17 protein-coding genes and 10 pseudogenes are annotated in these 23,311 nt (G+C 43.2%); 18 read left to right on the forward strand and 9 right to left on the reverse strand.

The window, feature by feature from the left end; all coding sequences use genetic code 11:
• Positions 1-200: 200 nt before the first annotated feature.
• A pseudogene (locus RAM70_RS14215) lies at positions 201-503 on the forward strand (helix-turn-helix domain-containing protein); the annotation flags it as partial.
• Between the two features lie 38 nt (positions 504-541).
• Here RAM70_RS14215 and RAM70_RS14220 read toward each other — a convergent pair.
• A protein-coding gene (locus RAM70_RS14220; protein WP_288087067.1) for an ISKra4-like element ISMae18 family transposase occupies positions 542-1,593 on the reverse strand; the annotation gives its coding sequence in 2 pieces (ribosomal slippage) (positions 542-1,437 and positions 1,437-1,593; 1,053 coding nt in all).
• Positions 1,594-1,675: 82 nt separating this feature from the next.
• On the opposite strand from RAM70_RS14220, the pseudogene RAM70_RS14225 reads away from it, so the two are divergent.
• From RAM70_RS14225 to RAM70_RS14240, 4 genes and pseudogenes are all read left to right on the forward strand, one after another.
• A pseudogene (locus RAM70_RS14225) lies at positions 1,676-1,974 on the forward strand (IS630 family transposase); the annotation flags it as partial.
• 174 nt (positions 1,975-2,148) lie between these two features.
• Entirely contained in the window at positions 2,149-2,814 is a 666-nt protein-coding gene (locus RAM70_RS14230) for a hypothetical protein (protein WP_312674317.1), read from the forward strand.
• 29 nt (positions 2,815-2,843) lie between these two features.
• Positions 2,844-3,227, forward strand: a complete 384-nt coding sequence (locus tag RAM70_RS14235; protein WP_312674318.1) for a hypothetical protein — start codon at positions 2,844-2,846, stop codon at positions 3,225-3,227.
• A 21-nt stretch (positions 3,228-3,248) separates the two neighbouring features.
• Positions 3,249-3,809 (forward strand): annotated as a pseudogene (locus RAM70_RS14240) (IS630-like element ISMae29 family transposase); the annotation flags it as partial.
• Between the two features lie 9 nt (positions 3,810-3,818).
• Here RAM70_RS14240 and RAM70_RS14245 read toward each other — a convergent pair.
• From RAM70_RS14245 to RAM70_RS14255, 3 genes and pseudogenes are all read right to left on the reverse strand, one after another.
• Positions 3,819-3,983 (reverse strand): annotated as a pseudogene (locus tag RAM70_RS14245) (IS630-like element ISMae25 family transposase); the annotation flags it as partial.
• A gap of 127 nt (positions 3,984-4,110) precedes the next feature.
• Positions 4,111-5,051: pseudogene (locus RAM70_RS14250) on the reverse strand (IS630-like element ISMae25 family transposase); the annotation flags it as partial.
• A gap of 142 nt (positions 5,052-5,193) precedes the next feature.
• Positions 5,194-6,459 carry an IS701 family transposase gene (locus tag RAM70_RS14255; protein ID WP_045358652.1) on the reverse strand — a complete coding sequence of 422 codons (1,266 nt, stop codon included), beginning with the start codon at positions 6,457-6,459 and terminating at the stop codon, positions 5,194-5,196.
• Positions 6,460-6,656: 197 nt separating this feature from the next.
• Between RAM70_RS14255 and RAM70_RS14260 the strand changes: the two are divergent.
• The 3 pseudogenes from RAM70_RS14260 to RAM70_RS14270 form a co-directional block, all read left to right on the forward strand.
• Positions 6,657-7,561, forward strand: a pseudogene (locus RAM70_RS14260) (IS630-like element ISMae25 family transposase); the annotation flags it as partial.
• 205 nt (positions 7,562-7,766) lie between these two features.
• Positions 7,767-9,116 (forward strand): annotated as a pseudogene (locus tag RAM70_RS14265) (IS1380 family transposase).
• Between the two features lie 178 nt (positions 9,117-9,294).
• Positions 9,295-9,570: pseudogene (locus RAM70_RS14270) on the forward strand (IS630-like element ISMae25 family transposase); the annotation flags it as partial.
• Positions 9,571-9,768: 198 nt separating this feature from the next.
• Here RAM70_RS14270 and RAM70_RS14275 read toward each other — a convergent pair.
• On the reverse strand, positions 9,769-10,221 hold the full coding sequence (locus RAM70_RS14275) for a cyclic nucleotide-binding domain-containing protein (RefSeq protein WP_238567727.1): 453 nt from the start codon (positions 10,219-10,221) through the stop codon (positions 9,769-9,771).
• A 240-nt stretch (positions 10,222-10,461) separates the two neighbouring features.
• On the opposite strand from RAM70_RS14275, the pseudogene RAM70_RS14280 reads away from it, so the two are divergent.
• The 8 genes and pseudogenes from RAM70_RS14280 to RAM70_RS14315 all read left to right on the forward strand — a co-directional run bounded on the left by RAM70_RS14280 (position 10,462) and on the right by RAM70_RS14315 (position 17,047).
• Positions 10,462-11,545: pseudogene (locus tag RAM70_RS14280) on the forward strand (ISAzo13-like element transposase-related protein).
• A gap of 622 nt (positions 11,546-12,167) precedes the next feature.
• Positions 12,168-12,566: a ParB N-terminal domain-containing protein gene (locus RAM70_RS14285; protein WP_312674321.1), complete on the forward strand. Its 399-nt coding sequence runs from the start codon at positions 12,168-12,170 to the stop codon at positions 12,564-12,566.
• A gap of 43 nt (positions 12,567-12,609) precedes the next feature.
• Positions 12,610-13,098, forward strand: coding sequence for a hypothetical protein (locus RAM70_RS14290; protein WP_045356731.1), 489 nt, complete (start codon positions 12,610-12,612; stop codon positions 13,096-13,098).
• A 516-nt stretch (positions 13,099-13,614) separates the two neighbouring features.
• Complete coding sequence (locus RAM70_RS14295) at positions 13,615-14,007, forward strand: hypothetical protein (protein WP_312674324.1); 393 nt, start codon at positions 13,615-13,617, stop codon at positions 14,005-14,007.
• A 45-nt stretch (positions 14,008-14,052) separates the two neighbouring features.
• On the forward strand, positions 14,053-14,514 hold the full coding sequence (locus RAM70_RS14300; protein ID WP_045356733.1) for a cupin domain-containing protein: 462 nt from the start codon (positions 14,053-14,055) through the stop codon (positions 14,512-14,514).
• Between the two features lie 56 nt (positions 14,515-14,570).
• Positions 14,571-15,257 carry a glutamine amidotransferase-related protein gene (locus RAM70_RS14305; RefSeq protein WP_045356735.1) on the forward strand — a complete coding sequence of 229 codons (687 nt, stop codon included), beginning with the start codon at positions 14,571-14,573 and terminating at the stop codon, positions 15,255-15,257.
• A gap of 135 nt (positions 15,258-15,392) precedes the next feature.
• Complete coding sequence (locus RAM70_RS14310) at positions 15,393-15,572, forward strand: hypothetical protein (RefSeq protein WP_152606954.1); 180 nt, start codon at positions 15,393-15,395, stop codon at positions 15,570-15,572.
• A gap of 77 nt (positions 15,573-15,649) precedes the next feature.
• Entirely contained in the window at positions 15,650-17,047 is a 1,398-nt protein-coding gene (locus RAM70_RS14315) for an amidase (protein WP_312674326.1), read from the forward strand.
• Here RAM70_RS14315 and RAM70_RS14320 read toward each other — a convergent pair whose 3' ends face one another.
• From RAM70_RS14320 to RAM70_RS14330, 3 genes are all read right to left on the reverse strand, one after another.
• Positions 17,048-17,794: an amino acid ABC transporter ATP-binding protein gene (locus tag RAM70_RS14320; protein ID WP_045356741.1), complete on the reverse strand. Its 747-nt coding sequence runs from the start codon at positions 17,792-17,794 to the stop codon at positions 17,048-17,050.
• A 7-nt stretch (positions 17,795-17,801) separates the two neighbouring features.
• Positions 17,802-19,181, reverse strand: a complete 1,380-nt coding sequence (locus RAM70_RS14325) for an ABC transporter substrate-binding protein/permease (protein ID WP_238567735.1) — start codon at positions 19,179-19,181, stop codon at positions 17,802-17,804.
• A gap of 99 nt (positions 19,182-19,280) precedes the next feature.
• Positions 19,281-20,165 (reverse strand): NAD-dependent epimerase/dehydratase family protein, encoded by an 885-nt coding sequence (locus tag RAM70_RS14330; RefSeq protein ID WP_045356747.1) that lies wholly within the window; start codon positions 20,163-20,165, stop codon positions 19,281-19,283.
• Between the two features lie 40 nt (positions 20,166-20,205).
• On the opposite strand from RAM70_RS14330, the gene RAM70_RS14335 reads away from it, so the two are divergent.
• Positions 20,206-21,321 carry a hypothetical protein gene (locus RAM70_RS14335; RefSeq protein WP_045356751.1) on the forward strand — a complete coding sequence of 372 codons (1,116 nt, stop codon included), beginning with the start codon at positions 20,206-20,208 and terminating at the stop codon, positions 21,319-21,321.
• Positions 21,322-21,647: 326 nt separating this feature from the next.
• Here RAM70_RS14335 and RAM70_RS14340 read toward each other — a convergent pair.
• Positions 21,648-21,905 (reverse strand): annotated as a pseudogene (locus RAM70_RS14340) (IS5/IS1182 family transposase); the annotation flags it as partial.
• A gap of 129 nt (positions 21,906-22,034) precedes the next feature.
• Here RAM70_RS14340 and RAM70_RS14345 point away from each other — a divergent pair.
• Positions 22,035-23,156: an alkene reductase gene (locus RAM70_RS14345; RefSeq protein ID WP_045356753.1), complete on the forward strand. Its 1,122-nt coding sequence runs from the start codon at positions 22,035-22,037 to the stop codon at positions 23,154-23,156.
• The last annotated feature ends 155 nt before the right edge of the window (positions 23,157-23,311 follow it).

Below are 23,311 nucleotides of genomic sequence, written 5' to 3' on the forward strand. Positions count from 1 at the left end.
TTTGGCAATCACTTAATCTTGATGATCGATATGATGTAGTGGACTGTTTCAGCTAATTTGGTGCAATAGATTCTCCCGATTCCTCCTCCTCAAACACAGGATAAAGATGTTTCAGCTTGACCCTAGTAGAGCATCAATTTTGTTTTGAGGGATAAAAAAAGAGCTAATCTGGAAGAAGTTATCCAACTTCAGACAAAAAAATGCCGAAGAAAAAATATATTGTAGATCTAACAGACTCCGAAAGAACTGAACTCGAGCAGCTAACCAAGAAAGGAAAAATAGCAGCTTACAAAATGAACCATGCCAGAATACTACTTTTAGCAGACGTCAATCAACAGGAAGGTGGTTGGACTGACTCGAAAATTAGTGAAGCCTTAAATGTTGCTCAAGCCACCATTGAGAGAGTACGAAAAAGATTGGTCGAGTCAGGAATTGAATCATCATTAACTCGAAAAAAGCAAGAACATCGCCGTGCCAAAATTATCGATGGGGAAAAGGAAGCACATCGGGAGCATCCCAGTTTTGCAATGAGTAAAAATACTCAGGCAATATCGCCGTTGAGATAAGCACAACGTAGCTTCAAATACTGAGGAACATTCTCTGCTTTCCATTGTGCTCCCACAATTTTCATTCTTGCACCTATTTGCTTAATCTTTGACTCTACACTTCCAGAACCGATGCAAATCCCTTGGGATTGATAGAGTTCGTAATTGGGTATTCTTTCTCGATGTTTATCGACATATTTGGTGAAATTTATAGCCTGTTTCTTTTTGCATCCCTCTAATTCCTCTAAAACTCTTTTCACCTCTCCTTTCCATAAATTCTCTTTGATTCTATTCAGACGCTTGTTTGACCCGCCTATTTTATTCATATTCTCTACTAAATGATACCAATCCAATATTTCTCTCCTTTTAACACCGATTTTCTCCATCAGATTCCACACCCCATCATGACCATCTCCTAAACAGGTGACTACCTCTGTTAAGGGCTGACGGTTCACCCATTCCAGTAATTCTTCATTTTGCTGAAAAAATCCCGCACATTCTTGACCATGCAGACTTACTGCTTTGTAATCTCGACCTTGACTCGGTTGTCCTTTGGGCGTTCTGATTCTGACTTTTCCGACCTCTACACTCAATGCTTCTACCGGACTCTTTGCTTCTGCTTCCTCAAATTTATATCTTTGTACAAGCCTCTGTTGACTACTGCCTGAAACTGCCATTCCTGTCGCCATTTTGAGATCTTTTTCCGCATCTTCAAAAGAGACTTTAGCCACTGCTCCTAAGCAACATTTCTCCAGCATGGGACTTAATCGATTATTCTTGCTTAATCCTAGTTTATCGGCTTGTTTCTCGCTTATCTTGACTTTCCCTATGATACTGCTTACGCTTTTGGTTCGCCCTGCTTGGGTTCCTGTTGCTGATTCAAAAAAAAATTGCCTATGGCAGGACCCAATGTAGTCAGCCAATGGTCTCGCAGGGCGGTTTCAATGCCCTCAAAGCTACGTAGTTGTTCTTCTGGGGTATTATCGACTAGAATTTGAGCAATGGCTTTTAAATGTTGATCTAGTTGTTCTTTTTGGTCTGTATTCATGATTCTACCGTTTAATTGTTTCTCTTTATTTTGCCTTAGCTAACGTTTTTAGTCTCTAAGCATTTATACTTATGGCAAAATTGGGATGCTCCCAGCACATCTGATTGCCATCGCTTGTAGTGAAACACCAACGGGACGAGCAAAATGGACACTTCAAATGCTGGCAGATAAAATGGTCGAACTTGAATATGTGGAAAAAATATCACGAGAAACCATCAGAAAAACCTTAAAAAAAATGAATTGAAACCATGGCTGAATCAATCATGGGTCATTCCCCCAAAAGAATCAGCGGAGTTTGTCTGTGCCATGGAAGATGTCTTGGATATTTATCATAGTGAGTATGACCAGCAAAATCCCTGGCTGTGTTTTGATGAGAGTTGCTGACAGGGGGACAAGCAAGCTGAAAAGCTTATGTAGCATAAAATACAGACACAGACTCCCAAAAAAGATCAGTCATATTTACCATATATGACCTAAATAACGAAAATGATAAGTGAACTATACCAGAAAGTGTGAGAAAATGAACTGGGACGAGCCAGATATCTACTGTTGTTAATGATAGTTGGAACCTGGCAAATACTAAAGCAAGCTAAGTTAGAGATATTAGCTGAAGCCTTACCAATACCAATCCTGTTTGAGAGTCGGAGAAAAAAACTAAAAAGATTTTTAAAGCTGGAAATTCTGAATATTGAAAAAATCTGGTCTCTCTGCCTAAAAGAGATGTTAAAACAGCAGCAGAGATTCACAACAAAAGGATTAGCGTATATTGCTATAGACCGGACAAGTTGGGGAGCAATAAATATCTTGATGGTGAGTCTAATTTATGACAAGAGAGCCATCCCAATCTATGGGGAGATATTAGATAAAAAAGGAAGTAGTAATCTCGAAGAACAGCAGCGAGTATTAGAAAAAACATTGACCGTGCTATCAGGTCATAAAATCGTGGTGTTAGGAGATAGAGAATTTTGCTCGGTCAGTCTTGGAAAGTGGCTTCAGAAGCAGAGTTTATACTTTTGCTTAAGACAAAAAAAAAGTACAAATGTCAAGACAAAAGAAGGAATTTATCAAGAAATGAGAGCCTTAGGTTTAAGTCCAGGAACTCAACTATTTTTAAATGATGTTAATCTTACAAAAGAGAAGGGATTTGGCGAGTTTAACTTAGCGGGTAAGTGGAAAAAACTTATCGGGGTTTTCCAACAAAAGAGCCTTGGTATATTCTGACTAACTTTGGAGATTTAGAGACGGCAATAATGGCCTATCAAAAAAGATTTGATATTGAGGAGATGTTCCGAGATTTTAAGTCGGGAGGCTATAGCTTAGAAGGTTCTCAATTAGCACCGAAATACCTATCAAAGCTGATAATTGTTATAGCTATCGCCTATACAAGTGCCACACTACAAGGTAAAAAAATTAAGGATATGGGAATCCAAAAATATGTTACAAGACCTGAAAAAAGATATAAAGGTCAACGCAGACACAGCAGTTTTTATGTGGGTCAACATCTCTATCATTGGCTCCAGCTACATCAAATGTTCCCAAAAAATATAGAAGAGCTAATGCAAATTAGCCGCTATCGGTTGAAGGATTACATCAAAGGACAAAGAGCGATATCGCTTGCCCTATCTACCTTCTAGCTCGCTTGTCCCCCTCTCAGTGAGAGTTGTAAACAATTAGTCAAAGAAACAAAAGAGAAAATACCAGCCGAACCGAGAGAACCAGAAAGGTATGACTATCAATATGAGCGTAATGGTGTAGCCAATATGTTTATGTTTTTTGAACCATTACAAGGTTGGCGACATGTAGAAGTTACACAACAAAGGACGGCGAGCGATTATGCACACCAAATGAAATATTTGGTTGATGAGCGTTATCCGGATGCCCAGAAAATTAGAGTAATTCAAGACAACTTAAATACTCATGTAAAAGCCTCATTATATAAAGCCTTTGAACCGGAAGAGGCCAAGAGAATTTTAGATAAACTCGAATTTCATTACACTCCCAAACATGGCAGCTGGTTAAATATGGCAGAAATTGAGTTGAGCGTTTTGAATCGTCAATGTCTCGATCGTCGTATCCCAGACATGGATAGTTTAAAACAAGAAATTAAGGCATGGGAAGAAAATCGAAATGAAAAGTCAAATTCAGTTGACTGGAGATTTACTACTGCTGATGCTCGTATTAAATTAAAAAAACTCTATCCCTCAATTCAAACTTGACAGACTACTAGCATCGCTGGTCGTAAACGTCCATATTACTGTAGATGCAGTCTGATTACGTTCTTTTTGCCATGTTTCTATCTCCCTTTTCAGTTCTTCCTTGCTAGAAATCCTTCTATCTAAACATTGCCTCGATAAGACGCTTAGTTCAGTTTCGGCTACATTTAACCAGCTAAGCTAAGACGCATTTAAAGCGCTTATTCTTAAGATTAGCCGAATCTCCCCCAATCCCTTTACTGTTGCCTCTTGCCTCTTGCCTCTTGCCTCGTCTCAACAAGCAATTTAAATGCGCGGGCAGCTTACCATTACGAGGTGTGTAATAAATTTCCAGTCTTCTAGCTAAACGATGAGCAACGGGTGCTGGAAATGCTTCATCAAGCGAGGCTATGTTATGAGTGTTCAGATTATCACAGACGAGCTTGACTTTTCGAGCCTTTGGATAGTCCACATCCAATAATTGACGAATTTCTTCTGCCCAATCTATTCGGGTTCGACTATCTCGGTTACTCACCCGTCTCCATCCTCGATGGGGGTCAAAAAACATGAACAAGGCTTGAACCCCTTCACGACTATAGTGATAGTCTTCTTTTTTATCTTGTCCAGGTTGCATGGGTATCGGGGGGTAAACTTCTCCAAGTAGTTGCTTTGATGCCTCATCCATGGCGATTAACGGTTCTTCTTCCGATGGCTGAGTGCCATACAGGTCAAGGACAACTTCCATCTGGGCAACAAATCGGGCTAAATCCTGTTCCGGAATACAGTATCTTTGGGTTTTCCAAGGGCGTAATTGGTTTTTTTTAGAGTACGCCACACCGTTGGACTGGAAATCTCGGTGATAATTTGTCTTTGTTTGAGTTCCGAGGTTAATAGTCGGATTGTCCACTCGGCTCGGCCAGATGGTGGCTCCGAACAGCACAGGGCAATGATTTGGGCGGCGGCGGCTCCATCAACTTTTGCCGGAGTGGGGGGAGTTTTTCTCAATTTCCGTTCTAATGCTGGTTTTTCGCCTTTTTGAAGAAATCTTTGACGAATACGTCCCACTGTGTTTCTATGGACCTCTAAAGCTTCGGCTATTTCTTCATCTGTCCATTTTCTTTTCGCCTGTTCTCCCTCGTCACACATCAGCAAAATCCGAGCGTGGAGAATTTTTTTAGCCGGTGCATAGCCATTACGACTGATTTGTTCGAGGTTTTCTCTTTGTTCCCCTGTTAGATTGACTTTATCTCGCCGACCTCTTCCCATGATTGATGTCCTCTGCTTGTTCGAGCTATTGCCCTATTTTAGCTGAAACAGTCCACTACAAGATCGGCTACAAGATCGGCGATCGCACTTAATCTTCAAGATCGATATGATGTAGGGTGTGTTAGTGGGACTTAAACAAATTTCAAGCCCAAATGTAGCCCAAAGCCGCTTTGTGAGCGGAAAAGACATCAATATTCTGCGTTAGCCAAGGGAAAAAACGAAAAGACATCGCTGTACGAAAAGCCTCCAAAGCATCAGTAAATGTCTCCAAAGGTTTATTCGCCCATCGCCTTTGTAGTCCCCCGGTTAAGTGATGCCAGAGAATAAAAGTGTAGGCACAAAACACCAGGATAAAATGGCGAAGAAGGCTTTCTTTCTCGCGAACCTGATATTCTCTTAGCCCTAACCATCCTTTCGCCTCTCGATAGAAAACTTCTACCCAATTTCTTGGCGAGTAAGTTTCTACTACCCACTGCGGGGTTACTTTTTCCGCCTGGACATTCGTGATAAAATAATCGATGTCCGTCGCTTCTTCCCAAGAACTCGCGTTCATGACGATGGCAAAAGTTCTCTCTTCTTCTAAAGAAGCGATGCGAGCAGAAACAATAAATACGTACAGGGTTTTCGGTTTTTCAACTGAGAGAATTACTGGGGTAAAACTCTCTGGCTTCAAGCTTTTTGCTAATTTCTCCAGACTGATTTCTTCCTCGATTCCTGATTCCGTTTTTCGGATAATTTTTCGATTTTTAGCCCCTCCTCCTAAATACTTTAGTTTTCTCTTTTCTAACTCTTTCAGAAACGGCGTGTTGTTTCCATACCCCGCCTCTATCAAGACAATTTTCGGTCGGTATTTTCGCTTTAAACTTCGGTCGATTAATTCGAGTCCGAGTTCGGGTTTCTTTTTCAACTCTTCGTCTTCTTTTCCCGATAGTAGAGAAGATGCCGGTTGATAGCTCTCGATGTCTAAGGGTAAGCTTTTTTTCCCGTCGTAGAGATGGGTGGTTACTACCACTACTCCGTTGTCTGTCTTGCCGATCTCACCGAGGTATTGTCTTCCGACTCCCTCGGTAAAATTGCCACTTTTTCGATGTCCCGAATCATCCAGAATCATCGTGAAGCCCACGCCGATCCTAGTCTGCGAGCATTTGTTCATCACTTCCAGACGACGTTGGTTAATTTGCGTCGCCGACCAAGGAGCCTCGGTTAAAAAGTGATGTAATCGGTGATAAACCACCCCCACCGAGTTATCCGCCATCTGGGTTAGGTTTTTTCGCTCGCTTTCTCCTAATAATCCGCCTAAATAGTGTCGGAAGCCATCTTTTTGCGACTGGTTTTTGAAACAGTCATCGAATCTAGCGCACCATCTCTCGAAGCAGGGCGGCATAGCGGATGGGGTCGTTTCTCCCATGGGCGTATTTTGACGTGAAAGCCTACTATGACTTGATTATAGCTAAAAAAATTCGGTTCTGTGTTTAAGTCCCATTAGCGTCAGCGTAACGCACGAATTTGTTGATTATCATTCAAGTTGTACATTTCATAATACACTCTACTGGACTGTTTCAGCTAAAATAGGGCAATAGCTCGAACAAGCAGAGGACATCAATCATGGGAAGAGGTCGGCGAGATAAAGTCAATCTAACAGGGGAACAAAGAGAAAACCTCGAACAAATCAGTCGTAATGGCTATGCACCGGCTAAAAAAATTCTCCACGCTCGGATTTTGCTGATGTGTGACGAGGGAGAACAGGCGAAAAGAAAATGGACAGATGAAGAAATAGCCGAAGCTTTAGAGGTCCATAGAAACACAGTGGGACGTATTCGTCAAAGATTTCTTCAAAAAGGCGAAAAACCAGCATTAGAACGGAAATTGAGAAAAACTCCCCCCACTCCGGCAAAAGTTGATGGAGCCGCCGCCGCCCAAATCATTGCCCTGTGCTGTTCGGAGCCACCATCTGGCCGAGCCGAGTGGACAATCCGACTATTAACCTCGGAACTCAAACAAAGACAAATTATCACCGAGATTTCCAGTCCAACGGTGTGGCGTACTCTAAAAAAAACCAATTACGCCCTTGGAAAACCCAAAGATACTGTATTCCGGAACAGGATTTAGCCCGATTTGTTGCCCAGATGGAAGTTGTCCTTGACCTGTATGGCACTCAGCCATCGGAAGAAGAACCGTTAATCGCCATGGATGAGGCATCAAAGCAACTACTTGGAGAAGTTTACCCCCCGATACCCATGCAACCTGGACAAGATAAAAAAGAAGACTATCACTATAGTCGTGAAGGGGTTCAAGCCTTGTTCATGTTTTTTGACCCCCATCGAGGATGGAGACGGGTGAGTAACCGAGATAGTCGAACCCGAATAGATTGGGCAGAAGAAATTCGTCAATTATTGGATGTGGACTATCCAAAGGCTCGAAAAGTCAAGCTCGTCTGTGATAATCTGAACACTCATAACATAGCCTCGCTTGATGAAGCATTTCCAGCACCCGTTGCTCATCGTTTAGCTAGCCTGCATTATTCATGAGAGTAGGGTAAAAAACCCTGAAACCACTACCAGATATAAGTTACAGCGACTTGATCTCAACAACAGTCTGTTTTGTCTCTCCGTCACTGGGCTTTCAGGAGAGAAAATAATGGTTAAAAAAGCAGAAAAAAGGGGACAAAAAACTCTATAATGTTAGGGACAGTAAGAGTTAAAATTTTCGTTGATCATGACTGAGTTTTCTTCTCAAATTTCGCTAAACTTCTTTACCAAAAAACCTTTAGAAGCCAAGTTCTCTAGCCTTGATTTGAGTTCAGATGCGGGGGTACTTCTGGTTAGACAAGCAGAAGAACAACTGAAAATTTGTGAAGGATTAGCAGATTGTTTGGAGGATAATCGAGAGCCAGGTAAAGTAAAACATTCTCTACATCAGTTAATTAGTCAACGAGTCTATCAAATAGCATCGGGCTATGAAGATAGCAACGACAGTAACTATTTGCGTGATGATCCTATTTTTAAGATTGCTTGCGATAAAGTTCCGCTTCCAGGAGAAGAATTATTAGCTAGTCAGCCAACGATGAGTCGATGGGAGAATCAGGTAACAAACAGAGAAATCAAAGGAATGCGTCGCTTTTTTGTTGACCAATTCCTCAAAAGTTATTCACAACAACCAGAAGAAATATTGCTAGATATAGATGGCTGGGATGCTTTGACTCATGGGCATCAGCAACTAAGCTTATTTCATGGTTATTATGGACACTATATTTACTTTCCCGTATTAATTAATGAAGCTGCGAGCGGTTACCCGTTAGTTCTACAACTTCGAGCGGGAAATTCTCCCCCAGGTAAAGGGGTAGCGGGGATACTAAGATGGCTATTTTGGCGGTTAAGAAAAGCGATGCCAGGAGTAAGAATTATTTTACGAGGAGATGCGGGCTTCTCCTTGCCTGAAATCTTGAAAGTTTGCGAACGCAGTGAAGTTAAATATGCGTTTGGTTATAGTAGTAATGCAGTCTTGAAACAAAAAATTAGTTATCTTCTGGATCAAGCAAGATTACAATATCATCGCACGGGAGAAAAAGCCCGATTATTTGATGATGTTTATTATGCGGCGGGGACTTGGAAAGAGCCACGACGAGTAGTAATGAAGGCAGAATGGCTAGAAAAAGGGGCTAACCCCAGATTTATCGTTACCAATTTACTCACAGATGCCCAAGAACTCTAGGATGATTTTTATGTCCAAAGAGGAGCTAGTTCGGAGCATAGAATTAAAGAATTAAAACTAGGAATCAAAGCTGACAGACTCAGTTGTCAAAAATTTATTGTCAATCAGTTTCGTCTGTTTTTATCTCAAGCTGCTTATATTTTGCTGCTGGGGATTCGGCAAGCAGCACAGGGGACAAGATTGGCAAAGGCGACAGTTTCTCGTTTAAAAGAAACTCTTATTAAAACTGCGGCAAAAGTTAGTGTTTCGGTCAGAAAAGTATTAGTTGAGTTAGCAGCTCATTGTCCATTTGCTTATGAAATTAGTCTAATTTCACAGCGACTTTCTAGTGGAGTTCAATTAATTTTTTTTTAAAGCCAAGCCTTCCTAGTATTATTGTATCTAAATGACAGTTTTAGTCGCTTTTTCAGGCTTTAATTGTTAATTTTGTGCGGTTGATTAAGGATTTTTACTTACTTATTTAAACCCCAAAAAAACTGGATGTAAATCCAGTTTTTCGGGTTCCTTGTTTTTTGGTTCATGAATAATGCAGGCTAGAAGACTGGAAATTTATTACACACCTCGTAATGGTAGCTGGTTAAATGTAGCCGAAACTGAACTAAGCGTCTTATCGAGGCAATGTTTAGATAGAAGGATTTCTAGCAAGGAAGAACTGAAAAGGGAGATAGAAACATGGCAAAAAGAACGTAATCAGACTGCATCTACAGTAATATGGACGTTTACGACCAGCGATGCCAGGGTCAAGCTGAAACATCTTTATCCTGTGTTTGAGGAGGAGGAATCGGGAGAATCTATTGCACCAAATTAGCTGAAACAGTCCACTACGCTCCAAATGTCTAATTATCGAAGACCTCATGTATTTGGAGGGACTTTCTTTATTACTCAAGTCATACTAAATCCGGTTATTAAAGACTGATTATCTATTCCTCCTTTTGCATGAGTGCCTCTTGCCTCTTGCCTATCCTGATATGTAGCCTATACTCAACGGATTTGGTATCATGCCCTTTTAAGTCGCAAAAAAGCTCTTTAACCGTTGTCGCAGCCAAGAGACGGGATTTTTCAGGTCTTCGGAGTCTAAAATCCCCATTTCTCGCAATTTCTGCTGACATTCGCCCAATTCCTCTTGACGTTGGGCGAGTGCCTGAGTGAATTCCTCCGCTAGAGCCGGATAAGTAGTGATAGGATGCTGAAACCCCTGACGATCGAGCAAAAATAACAAGGTTTCCCCCACTGCTTGCATAGTGGTGGGAGAGGGAATCTCTAATATTAACGGTAATTCCCCAAAATATTGACCTTTATTAAAAGCAAAAATTTTACGACTGATTTTATCGTTTTCATAAAAAGCATCCACTTGTCCCTGCAAAACAATACAGAAATAATTAGTTCTTTCTCCCTGTCTAATTAAAATCTCCCCGTCCTGGAGATGTTTACGACAACCCATTTCAATTAATACACGCAATTGCAGCTCGTTAAAATGTTTAAAGTAACTCACCTCCAAGGTGATTTCTGCTCAAGAAGATACCTGATAGATTAAAATAGGGAAAATGGCGAGTAGGAAAGAAAAAAATGGTGTCTATGCCAGAAGATACAGCCTTAACCCCCTCTCAAATCGAAGACTTACGTTTTGCAGCTAAAAAGATGACGGGAGCTTCTCGGCGAGCCTTTCAAGGGAGGATTTGTCAAAAGTATTTTGAAGGGAATGCCAGAAAAACGGAAAAAATCTTGGGTTGGGGGCTCCCGAGCAGTCCAATGGGGATTAGAAGAACAAAGAAGCGGAATAATATGTGTTGGGCGACAGTCAACTCATAGTGGAGCGAAAAAATGGGAAGAGAAACAACCCGAAGCTGCCGAGTCTTTAAGAAAAATAGCCGAGTCATACGCACAACAAAATCCAACATTTAATAACCCCATTGCTGATACTCGAATGACGGCTTCTGAGGCGAGAAAACAATTAAAATTATTGGGATATAAAGAGAGTCAAATTCCTTGTCTAAGCACAAGGGCAGTGGTGTTAAATAGAATGGGCTATCGGTTAAGAAAAGTAGTAAAAGCTCAACCTAAAAAAAATGCCAGAAACCGATGCTATCTTCTTAAACTTAAAGAAAAGAGATGAAGAAAATTCGGAAAAAGTGAAGCGGATTAGCATGAACTGTAAAGCGACAGTAGAACTGGGAGAATATTCCCGTGGCGGCAAAACCAGAGGAAATAATCAGGTCCTTGGTTATGATTTAGGAGAAAAAGAAAAATTTATTCCCTGTGGCATTGTTGATGAGGATAAGGGACAACTTTATCTTAACTTTGGAGGTTCTTAAAAAACGAGTGACTTTATGGTAGATAGTCTATATCAATGGTGGGAAAACCTGAGGGAAACCGAAAAACAAGCAACAAAAATTATTCAAATAAAAATGGATAATGGCCCAGAGAATAGTGGTGTGAGAACTCAATTTTTGAAGAGGATGGTAGAGTTAGCCGCTCAGATTAAAAAATTATTTCATCTTCTTTATTTTCCGCCTTATCACAGCAAGTATAATCCGAGAGAACGTTGTTGGGGAATTTTAGAACAACCTTGGAATGGAACTCTATTAAAGGATGTTGACACTCTGTTAGGTTGGGCAAAAAGCATGACAGGGAAAGGATTACATCCGATTATTAGCCTGAGTCAAAAAGTTGCTCAAAAAGGAATTACCTTAACGAAAAAAGAGATGAAAGAGGTTGAAAGACATTTAGAACGTGATTCTAAGTTGCCGAAGTGGGATATTTTTATTCGACCCAATATGGCCTAATTAATAGTTTTGTCCTCATGAGTGGAACAGGTCAATAAAGTTGAAGTTAGTCAAGTTTAATTAGCGGAATTAATCTGCTAATATTTGTCTTTTATTTACTTGTCAAAAAAACGTCATTAGAACTTGAAAATCAAGTTAGGTTAGCGGAAGGTGTTCGCTAACTATTTTCCCCTTATTTTTTAAGTTGATTAGATTAGGTAAACTCTTTGTCAGAAATCACCTAGACACCATTTTTTTCTTTCCTACTCGCCATTTCCCCTATTTTAATCTATCAGGTATCTTCTTGAGCAGAAATCACCTTATCGCTCAGTTATCTCTCCCGTCGGTCGGTTTGCCGGTCGTTTGGGTCAGTTGGTACGCTTCCGTCCCAGTTCCCGAACGACCCAACAGGTTAAAGGACGAGCCGTTCTTGCACGATTTGAAGGTTGGTGACACCGTTACCATAAATGGGAACCATCCCGAAGCCGCCGGCAAAACCTTCGAGGTCAGGGAGTTTAAGGGGAACGGCTGGATTCTCACCACCGACAACCGGCTATTTCACTGCGAGTTTTTTCTGCCCCGCGATCCGACCCCCGAACCTCACTTAACGAAATCCGGTCGGGAAGACCCCGCGCCCGAATACTTGGCCATCGCCCTGATCCGTACCGACGGCGGTACACAACCGAGGGCGATGATCGATCGACTCACCGTCGCCGAATATGCCGAGGATATGCGTTCCGGTGATCATTTTCCCCCCGTGTTGGTGTTCTGGGATGGCGGCGATTACTGGTTGGCCGATGGGTTTCACCGGCTGCTGGCCCCCCAGTCGCTGGAATTACCCACAATCGCCGTCGATATCCGTCGGGGAACCAGACGGGATGCGATCCTCTACTCGGTCGGGGCGAATGCCCACCACGGTCTCAGACGCAGTAATGCCGATAAACGACGGGCGGTGTTGATGCTCTTGCAGGACGGGGAATGGTCGCGGTACAGTAACAACCGTATCGCCAAATTATGTTTTGTTTCCAGATTCGTTAAGTGAGAGACAGAGAATTTATCAGACTAAACACGGAACCATCTCGATCATGGACACCACTAACATCGGTCGGCATCGAAAATCGTTAAGTGAAAGAGAAGATGGGACGTTAACGGAAAATTCGTTAAGTGAGGATGAAACCCTAACGGAAAAATCGTTAGGTGAGGATGGGTCGGTTAAATCTACTCGGTTGACCGTGGGAAATTCCGTCACCGTTACCGGTGAGCATCCCAGAAAAGGACAGACGGGGGAGATAACCGCATTGCCCAATCCTTACGCGGCCATCATCCTTTTCGACGATGGCAACAGGGAAATATTAAGTTCGGACTTCCTTTCCCCAAAAACCGTCGATGTGGCCGCTAAATTTCAGGTCAAGGAAGGGCTGAATTACAGGGCGGGTAACGGCTGTGAGTGGTATGTCAGGGTAGAACAGGCTACTTGGGAGCGGCTGCTACGATATCGAAATCGCATCGGTACGGCAACCCTCGATGGGGCCATCAAACGAATGTTAGAAAGTATCGAGAACGACCAACCTTAACGAGCAGTCAACTCGGTTTGATTTGCTCACTTAACGAATTTTTCGAGTCTCTCACTTAACGAATCTTTAAGTGAGGGGAGAATTGATCGGACTGACCATAGATAAGGCCGATATCGGTTGGAATCTTTATTAACAAAAAAGTAAAAAACTTAAAAAAAGAGCAAATAATTGATAGGTATAGTTTTGAAAGAAGGAATCGAGGTCGGGGTCATGAAAGACATCCAAAGCCAAAACTATAAGGTGGTCTTCCTGGATTTTCGGGGAGTGTCCGATGAGGTACAGAGGCGGGTGAGTCGGGAGGCGCGAGAGTACAAGTTAATGCCAGTGGTCTGGGTTCAGTCGCCTCTGTATCGTTCCCTGACCGTCGCCGGACTGATCCACGAGGCTCGCCCTGGGGATGGGATTCAGGTCGATGACCATTTTTTTGCCCATTATTCGGAGAGGGAGTTCCAATCTCTAGATTTTCAGTACCGGAAACCGATTTTTTGCAGCATTCAGCCATTTCAGGCGGATTTAGTGAAGCGCGGTCGGTGCAATCAGCTTGACGTTCAATGTTATGCCACCGAAAATTTTCGCAACTGTATCGCCCTGGCCGAAAGACTCGATGCGGTGGTGAGTTTGTCGGAGCAAGATACTTTTAGATATAGAGAGCAACTGGGAGCGCGGCCTTTCAACGTTTTTTTATGGCCTTATAACTATCTTCCGCCCACACCGCGGGCGAAAGCCGTCCCGAAGCGCGGCAACCTCAAATCGAAAATCTCAACCTTCTGGATAGGGGTGAAAGTACGATCCCGTCCGCAACCCCGTTTTCCGACAACGTCCCGTTGTCGGGATGCCGAACGTGATAATCTAGGTATCGTAAAGCAGGATTTGCGTTCCCCTAACTATCTCAAGCTACTCCAGACGTAATATGATCAAATTGATGGTCTATAGGCGAGTCATAGGAGTTTGCCAATGATTATTGATCCCAAAAACGTACCGGGTGATACCAAGACCTATTATCCCGCTCCGTTTCAATATCTCGTAGCTGGTCGGATTAAGCAAGCATTAGGAAAAGCTGTCGGAATGAAAACTTTGGGGGTGACTCTAATTACATTGCCCTCCGGAGGCTGCTCGACCCTCAGACACTGGCATTTACAACAAGACGAATTTGTTTACATTATTGAGGGGGAAGTGACCTTGATCGACACTGCTGGAGAACACCTCCTAAAGCCCGGTATGAGGGCAGGTTTCCCAGCTGGGCAAGAAGATGGACACCAGTTAATCAATAAATCGAATTCCAACGCTGTCTTACTTCAGATCAACCATAAAACTCCTAATCAGGAAATATACTATCCTGACGACGATATATTTTTCAAAGAAGTTTCTGATGGTTGGATTGTCACTCACAAAGATGGCACATTATGGGAAAGCTAAGATAACAGTCAAAGTTTAGAAATCTGGTTTCTATCATCCTATCCCTCTCAACAAACATGAAAAAAATTCTGTTTATCCTGCATAAAGCAACCACAAATCCTGGACCAATTGCCGAGATTTTATCCGAGAGAGGTTATCAGATTGAGAAGCGAACTCCCAGAGAAGGAGAGCAACTTCCGTTGACGCTGGATGACTATGAAGCCGCTATTAGTTTTGGGGGAGCCATGAGTGCTAATGATTACGAAAAATCCCCCTTTATTCGTGCTGAATTGGACTGGATTTCCACAACTGTTCTTAGTTCAAATAAGCCCTTTTTAGGCATTTGTTTGGGCGCTCAATTGTTAGCACGGGTTTTAGGAGCCACTGTAGCAAAACATCCTCAAGGTGAAGTTGAAATTGGCTATCATCTTCTGACTCCTACCCTAGCAGGACATCAATATTTTAATTCTGCGTGCTACTTCTATCATTGGAATTCGGAAGGTTTTGACATCCCATCCAGTGCAGTCAGACTTGCATCGGGCAGTATTTTTGAAAACCAAGCATTTCGCTATGGGGAAAATGCTTTTGGTGTACAATTTCATCCAGAAATGGTTCAAAGCACATTAGAACGATGGCAACGGACAGAAACCGAAGTAAAATTACCGAATGGTCATTCCTGGTCTGAGCAAATTCAAGACCATATTAAGTATGCTCCATTCGTCAAAAATTGGCTGAATGATTTTTTTTCGGGTTGGTTAGGATAAAGAGAGCTATCAACATTCATAAGTAGTCGTGCAAAATAAATTTCCTAGTGAAGAAAGGCACTCATGCACTCATGCAAGAGGCAAGGGGGGGTTAGATATGTGTAATTAATTTTGCTTAGGTACTTAATTTATAAAATGAACGACATGACACCCGAAACCTTGCAACTCCTCGCTCAACGTAGTGGCGTGCAGCTTAAGCCTGAAGAAATCGAGCCATTATGTCGCGTCTATGTCAAATTAGAACAGATGAAACTCCTAATCCGCAAACCTCGCGATTACAGTAACCAATTCGCCCATAAATTTCAAGTACATTAGACCTAACGAGAAATCCCTGTACTCCTTGCTCAATCTAAAATCTAAAATCTAAAATCTAAAATCTAAAATCCAAAATTATGAGCCAGTTGTACTACTTGAGCATTTCCGAAGCGGCTCACCTCATCTCCACCAAGCAACTGTCCCCAGTCGAGTTAACCTGCACCTTTTTGACTCGGATTGAAGCCCTCAATAATCACCTCCACGCCTTTCTTCTCGTCACCCCTGAACTAGCAATTACTGCTGCACAAAAAGCTGAAGCCGAAATTATGCGAGGGGACTACCGGGGGGCACTACACGGGATTCCCGTCGGGGTTAAAGATGTGTTTGATACAGCGGGAATTCCCACCACTGCTCAATCGCGACTGCTGCAAACTCGCATTCCTAGCCAAGATGCCACCGTTGTCCGTCGTTTGTCCGAAGCGGGAGCGATTTTGCTGGGAAAATTAGCCACGAAAGAATTTGCTGGAGGCGGGCCTTCCTTCGACCTATTTTATCCACCAGCGCGAAATCCCTGGAATTTGCATCACGTCACGGGCGATTCCAGCACTGGTTCAGGCGCTGGGGTCGCCGCCGGATTGTGTATGGCCGCCTTGGGGAGCGATACCAGCGGCTCGATTCGAGAACCTTCTGCTTTCTGCGGTCTGGTAGGTCTCAAACCTACATACGGCCGCGTCAGTTGTGCGGGAATGATTCCCCAGTCTCCCTCCCTCGATCATGCGGGGCCGATGACCTGGACGGTGCGGGATAATGCCTTACTGCTTCAAGCGATTGCTGGTTACGATGCCAATGATCCGGCGAGTGTCGCCGTTGCTGTCCCTGACTTCACTGGCGATTTAGAAACCGGGTTGAAGGATCGTCGGATTGGCATTGTTCGTCATTTTTATGAGCGCGACGAACTAGCAGATATCGAGGTTTGTGCCGCCCTTGAGCAAGCTTATATTATCTTGGAAGAGTTGGGCGCAGAATTAGTAGAAATCGAATTGCCAGCTTTAGCAGAATTTATCGCTTGCTGTCAAATTATTATGCTCTCTGAAGCATTTACTATTCACGAACAAGACTTACGACAGCGACCCCATTTGTACGGGGAAGGATTACGCGGTCTTTTGTTGATGGGAGCTTTTATCAGCGCTGCTGATTATTTGCAAGCCGTCCGTCGTCGCCAGGAACTATGTTTCGCGGTAGAACAAGTAATGCAAAATGTAGATGTCTTGGTAACAGCAACAGAATTTCGAGCCGCACCTCTTATTGTTAAAACGCGAAACCTTGATGAGGCAATTAGTGCCGATCCCTTGATGCCATTTAGTGTGACGGGTTTGCCAGCACTAGCGGTTTGTTGTGGATTTAATCAGAAGGGTTTGCCGTTGTCAATGCAAATTATTGGTAAGCCTTTTGAAGAAGCGACAGTGTTAGCAATCGGAAATGCTTACGAACAAGCTACCCCTTGGCGCAAATTGCGTCCAGAGTTGAACATTTAATCATAATATTTTTTCCAAGAACTGTCGAGCGCGTTCCTGCTTGGGTTGAATAAAAAACTCTCTTGGGGGCGAATCTTCAATCACTTTTCCCTCATCCAAAAATAAAATGCGATCAGCAACTTCCCGCGCAAAGCCCATTTCATGGGTGACAATGATCATCGTCATTCCCGTGTGAGTCAGGGCTTTAATCACGTCTAAGACTTCTTTAATCATCTCTGGATCAAGAGCCGATGTTGGTTCGTCAAATAACATGATTTCCGGGTTCATGGCTAAAGAGCGGGCGATCGCAACTCGCTGCTTTTGTCCACCGGATAACTGAGCGGGATAAACCTCTATCTTATCTGCTAATCCTACTTTTTGAAGCTGATGAATGGCTTCTTGTCGCGCCACTTCCGGCGAAAGTTTTTTGACTTTCACTAAAGCATACATGACATTTTTTAAAGCGGTCATCTGGGGGAATAAGTTAAACTGTTGAAATACCATGCCAATATTTTGGCGGATCTTGGCAATATTAATTTTTGGATCGGTAATTTCCACTCCCTTAAAATAAATCTTTCCCGCACTGGGCATTTCCAAGAGATTTAGGCATCGTAAAAAAGTTGATTTTCCCGATCCTGAAGGTCCAATAATTGCCACGACTTCCCCAGATAAAATTTCTGTAGAAATACCTTTGATAACCTTAAGGTTTTGAAAAGATTTACAAAGATTTTCAACTTTAATAATCACACTGCGATCATGGTATAGCATTTTCACCCTAGTTACTCCGTTGAAGTCGCTTTTCTAAAATGTGACCGCTCCAGGTTAAGAGCATCACCATCAAATAATAAATCGCCCCAGCAAATAGAAGCGGTTCAAAGTAAAGATATTTTTCAGCCCCAACAATCTGAGCGCGACGAAACAAATCAGTAACCCCAATGGTAGAGACTAAAGCTGAATTTTTTAGTAATGCGATCGCCTCGTTAACCAGGGCGGGCAAAATATTCTTTAAAGCTTGGGGTAAAATAATATCTACCATCATCTGCGGGTAAAGCACACCTAAAGATAAAGCGGCTTCTCGTTGTCCAACATCTACAGATAAAATTCCCGCCCGAATTGTTTCTGAAATGTAAGCGCCGGAATTGAGGGTAAAAGTTGCTACTCCGGCGAATAAGGCAGAAATATTGTATCCTGTTAATTGTGGTGTTGCATAATAAATAATCGCGATTTGCAGCAGCATTGGAGTCCCGCGAAAGATCGAAGTATAAATTCGAGCAAACCAAATCAGAGGGGCTATCCGAGAAATCTTAAATAGCGCCAGGATCGTTCCCCAAATCAAGCCAAATATTGCTGATAGAGCAGTAAATTGTAAGGTTACGCCAATACCTTTAACAATAAAAGGTAGACTGGGAATAATTTGAGCAAATGAAAAAATCCCAGAAAGCTGATTTTTCTTCGGCTTTGGTGGTGGTTGATTGAGCCATGTTTTCGCTAATTGGTCAATTTCTCCCCTTTGTTTCATTTGCTTTAAAACCGAGTTAAAGCGATCACGCAGTGGCGAGCCTTTCGGAAAAGCGATGGCATATCCCAAAGGTTCTAAATTAGGAATAATGTGATATTCTAATTGGGGATTTTGTGCGATAAACCCTGGCGCAACTGTACTTTCTACTAAAGCGGCATCTAAACGTCCTATCTTTATTTCTTCGATAAGATCGCTCATTTTTGTGCGGCTTTCAAGAATTACACCAGGAATTTTTTTTGCTCTCTTTTCTTGGACAGAAGCTAAAGCAACCCCCACTTTCTTACCATGCAAATCTTGGTCAGTTTTGAGGCCACTTCCCTTGCGAGAAACAATCGTACTTTTGGTTTCGTAATACAAATCAGAAAAATCTACATTTTGCTTGCGTTGTTCAGTGGGAACCATACTAGCGACGGAAAAATCAGCCCGACGAGACTGCAAAGCCGGAATAATCCCATTAAAATCTGTATCGAGAATTTCAATTTTATAACCGAGATAATTGGTAATTCTCTTGGCTAGATCGATATTAAAACCAATAATTTCGTCGCTTCCTGTTGCTGTATCTCGATAATTAAAGGGAGGATACTCTGATGAAGTAGCCAGGATTAATGCCGGGCGAACCTCTGTTTTAGCTATCACAATTCCTGGCTGATTCTGTCCATTTCTTAACAGTAATATGAGCGTCAATATGACACAAAAAAAAAGAAAAAATACTCTTTTATGTTGGTTTTTATACAATTAGATATACTCCACCTTTAATTCTAATTCTTCTAACAGTGACCGAGCAATTGGTTGCCAATTCAAAATTTGTCGGACATGAGTATTAGAAAGCTGTTGATCAAGTACCAGCCCATCTGCTAAGAGTCCAATTTGCTGGCGTGCTGCTTCCAGAGATTGTCCTTGAATTCGACCAGAAATACCGGCTGCTTGACTGGCTAAACGAGCAATTTCTCGTAAAGACAAAGAACATTCATCTACAACATTAAAAACCATTCCCCCTGGCGATTGTTCAATCACTTTAACATAACAACGCGCCAAATCTTCAACATGAACCAAAGCCCAGTGATTGTCTCCTGTCCCGACAAACTGCACTACCCCATTGCTTCTACCGCCGGCCACCAGTTGTCCCACCAGCCCTCCACCACGACCATAGACCATCCCGGGACGCAAAACAACCGACCGCACCTGACGCTCTTTCGCCGCCAAAACCTGCTGTTCAATCTCTGAACGCCAAGCCATCAAAGGAATAGGATTAAGCGGCGGTTGTTCGTTAACATCTGAGTTAATATTGCCCAAAATCCAGGTTCCACTGGTGTAGATAAATGCCTTTCCTGTTCCACTCAAAGCTGACAACATTTCCGTAACAGCGATGCGATCGCAATTCGGCATTTTCTCATCTTTCGTCGCTGCTGTATGAATCACTCCATCCACCTGACACAGCGCCTCTATCCACTTCAGCGGTTGGTGTAAATCTCCCCGCACTACTTCAATCCCAACAGCCTCTAAACTTTGAGCCGCTTGCTCTGAGCGAGCTAAACCGATAACCTGATGTCCGACTGTTTGTAGGGACTCAGCTACGGTACTACCAATGTATCCGGTTGCTCCGGTGAGAAAAACTTTCATATATTAGTAAATAATTTAACTTTTAACGGGAGATCAACTCTTGGCAACGATCGCAATTTTTGGAGTAGGGGATATCGGTCAGTCGATTCTACGGGGTCTGGTGACCTATCCAGAAGTGAGCCGGATTTGGGCTTTCAGTCTGAATGTTCAGCGTCTTGAGTCTATAGTAGCCGATATCGCCACAATAGCCTATTATCGCGATCGCCACCTAGACATCCAGTTTCAATCCCTCGATTTACGCAATCTCCCTCTGCTCTCGGAAACTTTAGCCAAGAGCCGACCTGATGTAATCGTCAATACTACTACCCTACGAGCCTGGTGGGTGCCAATGCCATTTCCACCGGAAATCCAGCGTCAGTTACAACTAGAAGCACGCCAGGGTCCTTGGCTACCGCTTCATCTCACCTTGACCCTCAACCTGATGAAAGCGAGACAGCAAGTACTCCCCAATACCCCGGTAGTGAATCTTGCTCTTCCCGATCTCGTCAATCCCGTTTTAAATCAACTCAATTTAGCTCCTACCTGTGGCGCAGGAAACTCTGAGTTTCTGCACGCAGCGATCGCCAATATCGTCTCTCGTCGTTTGGGAATTCCGCCCAAAGAAATCATCGTAGAAATGGTCGCCCATCATTTTCACTGTAATTATTTTTGGGGGAATTTAGCAGCGGTTGAATCTTTAGAAAATCGACCCTATTGGCTCAGGGTTTTTCATGGCGGAACCGATATTACGCCCGAACTAAATCCCCATACCTTGTTACAGTTGGCGGGACAACAACTTCCCCGCGGCCGAGTGATGGCGGTTCGGACAGGAGAATCGGCGGTGAAAAATATTATGCGTTTAGTGAGGAATGATCCGACCCGAACTCATGTTTGCAGTCCCCTGGGTCATAGTGGGGGGTATGATGTTCGCTTGAGGTGCGCTTACCCTGAAGTTCTTTACCCACGCCATTTGTCTCTAGAAGCAGCCCAACAGATTGAAGCGCAAGGACTGATTGGCGATGGGATTGAATCGATTGAAGCGGACGGTGAAGTGATTTTTACTGACCAAGCAAGTGCTGCGATGAACCGAATTTTGGGATACGATTGTCCCAGACTTAATCCGGCGGATGCTCCGGCGCGGGCTGTTGAGTTGATCGAACGTTTAGAAGCTGTTTGAAAAGTTAAAGGAATGCCTAACCAGCTTGAGATTTAGGCTTTAATCGTCGAACCATTAAATGTACCATAGCAGCAAAAATCATCATTTCGCTAGTCGTGGGCAAAAATTCATAATCTTTACCTAAAATGTCGGATGAATGCCCCCGCTACATTTTTCGACAAGATACTCACCTTTGCGGGGGATGAAATCCGACCAGAATAAGCTGTTCGTAATTTAAATTGCTTGTTGAGACGAGGCACTCTTGCACTCTTGCACTCTTGCAACAGTAAAGGGATTGGGGGAGGTTCGGCTAATCTAAGAATAAGCGGTTTAAATGCGTCTTAGCTTATCAATCCCATCGTATCGACTAAAATCGTTCGCTTGCGTCCTTTGACCTTCTTGCCGCCATCAAAACTGATGTCTTCTCCACCACTTGCCGTTTTCACTGATTGACTATCGACACGAACCGCGCTCGGTTGGGCATTTCTTCCTGCTTGTAGCCGCACCATCACTCGCAATTCATCGTTTAGTCTCTGCCAAGTGCCATCTGCTTCCCAATCCCGAAAATAGGTGTAAACACTCTGCCATTTTGGCAGGTCATGGGGTTCTAAAATTTGCCACTGGTCAACTGTGAGGTCTGTGTCGTATGATAGTCCTATCATTTTTGGGGTCTCCTTTTAGACCCTTCTACTCTACAACCATCTTTTCAAATAGGTTCTTGGAAAAATATCACGATGAGTGCTGAGGTAAATTTATTTTCGCCCGTCAAGCTCGGTACATACACCCTGCGAAACCGAATTGTGATGGCTCCTTTAACGCGCAATCGAGCCGGACTGGGAAACACTTGTGGACCCCTCAATGCTCTCTACTACGCGCAACGGTCTTCCGCTGGCTTGATTATTGCTGAGGCTTCCCAAATTTCTCCTCAAGGAGTGGGATTTCCCCATACCCCAGGAATCCATTCAGTCGAACAAGTCGAGGGATGGAAACTGGTAACGCAAGCTGTCCATGAGCGAGGAGGGTTAATTTTTCTTCAACTATGGCACGTTGGGCGCATTTCCCATCCTGACTTGCAACCTCACGGTCATCTACCTGTTGCTCCGAGTGCGATTGCCGCAACTATTGGTATGGCTTCTACAGAGGACGGAGAGCGCCCGTTTGTTACCCCTCGCGCCCTGGAAATTGAAGAGATTCCTGGGATTATTCAAGATTATCGTCATGCGGCTAAGAATGCTATTGAGGCTGGATTTGACGGTGTGGAAATTCATAGCGCTAATGGCTATTTGCTGGATCAGTTTCTGCAAGATGGTTCAAATCAACGGACAGATTGCTATGGCGGTTCCTTGGAGAATCGCGCTCGCTTACTCATGGAAGTAACGGAAGCAGTTGTCGAGATCTGGGGTAGCGATCGGGTGGGAGTTCGCCTTTCCCCAAGTAATCATTATTACAGTATGTTTGATTCCAACCCTCAAGCCTTGTTTAGTTATGTGGTCAAGACTCTCAATAATTTTGATCTTGCTTATCTACATTTGATTGAACCCCGATCAAATACGGATGCTTTTAATCGCTGGGTTCAACGAGATATCGACCCCAACGAACCGGAAGTGGGGTTGCCCTGTCGCTACTTCCGTCCTCTTTTTAAGGGGACGATTATTTCAGCAGGAGGTTACGATAAGGATCTCGGAAACACTGTTTTAGCCGCCGGATATGCCGATCTCATTGCTTACGGTAGGCTCTTTATTTCTAACCCAGACTTACCTGAAAAATTTGCTCTAAATGTCCACTTAAATTCTTATAATCGAGCAACATTTTTTGGTGGAGATGCTACAGGCTATACTGACTATCCATTCAGCTAATAATCGGGAAAAATCAAAAACCAGGGCGAAGGTAGAACACGTCTTTGGAACATGGGTAATGAGTATGGGGGGAAAATTGATGGACATCTCCAAAAAATGGCCAGATCAGACAGTGATGCAATTCAGACTTGAATTGGCCTTTTATTTGTATGAAA

Origin of the sequence: Microcystis wesenbergii NRERC-220 (genome assembly GCF_032027425.1) — a bacterium.
GTDB classification, from domain to species: Bacteria; Cyanobacteriota; Cyanobacteriia; order Cyanobacteriales; family Microcystaceae; genus Microcystis; species Microcystis wesenbergii_A.

Bases quoted from the DNA above. Each gene is read 5' to 3' on its own strand.
- RAM70_RS14230 (WP_312674317.1), top strand. From the start codon at position 2,149: ATGATAGTTGGAACCTGGCAAATACTAAAGCAAGCTAAGTTAGAGATA.
- RAM70_RS14235 (WP_312674318.1), top strand. From the start codon at position 2,844: ATGGCCTATCAAAAAAGATTTGATATTGAGGAGATGTTCCGAGATTTT.
- RAM70_RS14255 (WP_045358652.1), bottom strand. From the start codon at position 6,459: ATGGGAGAAACGACCCCATCCGCTATGCCGCCCTGCTTCGAGAGATGG.
- RAM70_RS14290 (WP_045356731.1), top strand. From the start codon at position 12,610: ATGGACACCACTAACATCGGTCGGCATCGAAAATCGTTAAGTGAAAGA.
- RAM70_RS14300 (WP_045356733.1), top strand. From the start codon at position 14,053: ATGATTATTGATCCCAAAAACGTACCGGGTGATACCAAGACCTATTAT.
- RAM70_RS14305 (WP_045356735.1), top strand. From the start codon at position 14,571: ATGAAAAAAATTCTGTTTATCCTGCATAAAGCAACCACAAATCCTGGA.
- RAM70_RS14310 (WP_152606954.1), top strand. From the start codon at position 15,393: ATGAACGACATGACACCCGAAACCTTGCAACTCCTCGCTCAACGTAGT.
- RAM70_RS14315 (WP_312674326.1), top strand. From the start codon at position 15,650: ATGAGCCAGTTGTACTACTTGAGCATTTCCGAAGCGGCTCACCTCATC.
- RAM70_RS14320 (WP_045356741.1), bottom strand. From the start codon at position 17,794: ATGCTATACCATGATCGCAGTGTGATTATTAAAGTTGAAAATCTTTGT.
- RAM70_RS14330 (WP_045356747.1), bottom strand. From the start codon at position 20,165: ATGAAAGTTTTTCTCACCGGAGCAACCGGATACATTGGTAGTACCGTA.
- RAM70_RS14345 (WP_045356753.1), top strand. From the start codon at position 22,035: ATGAGTGCTGAGGTAAATTTATTTTCGCCCGTCAAGCTCGGTACATAC.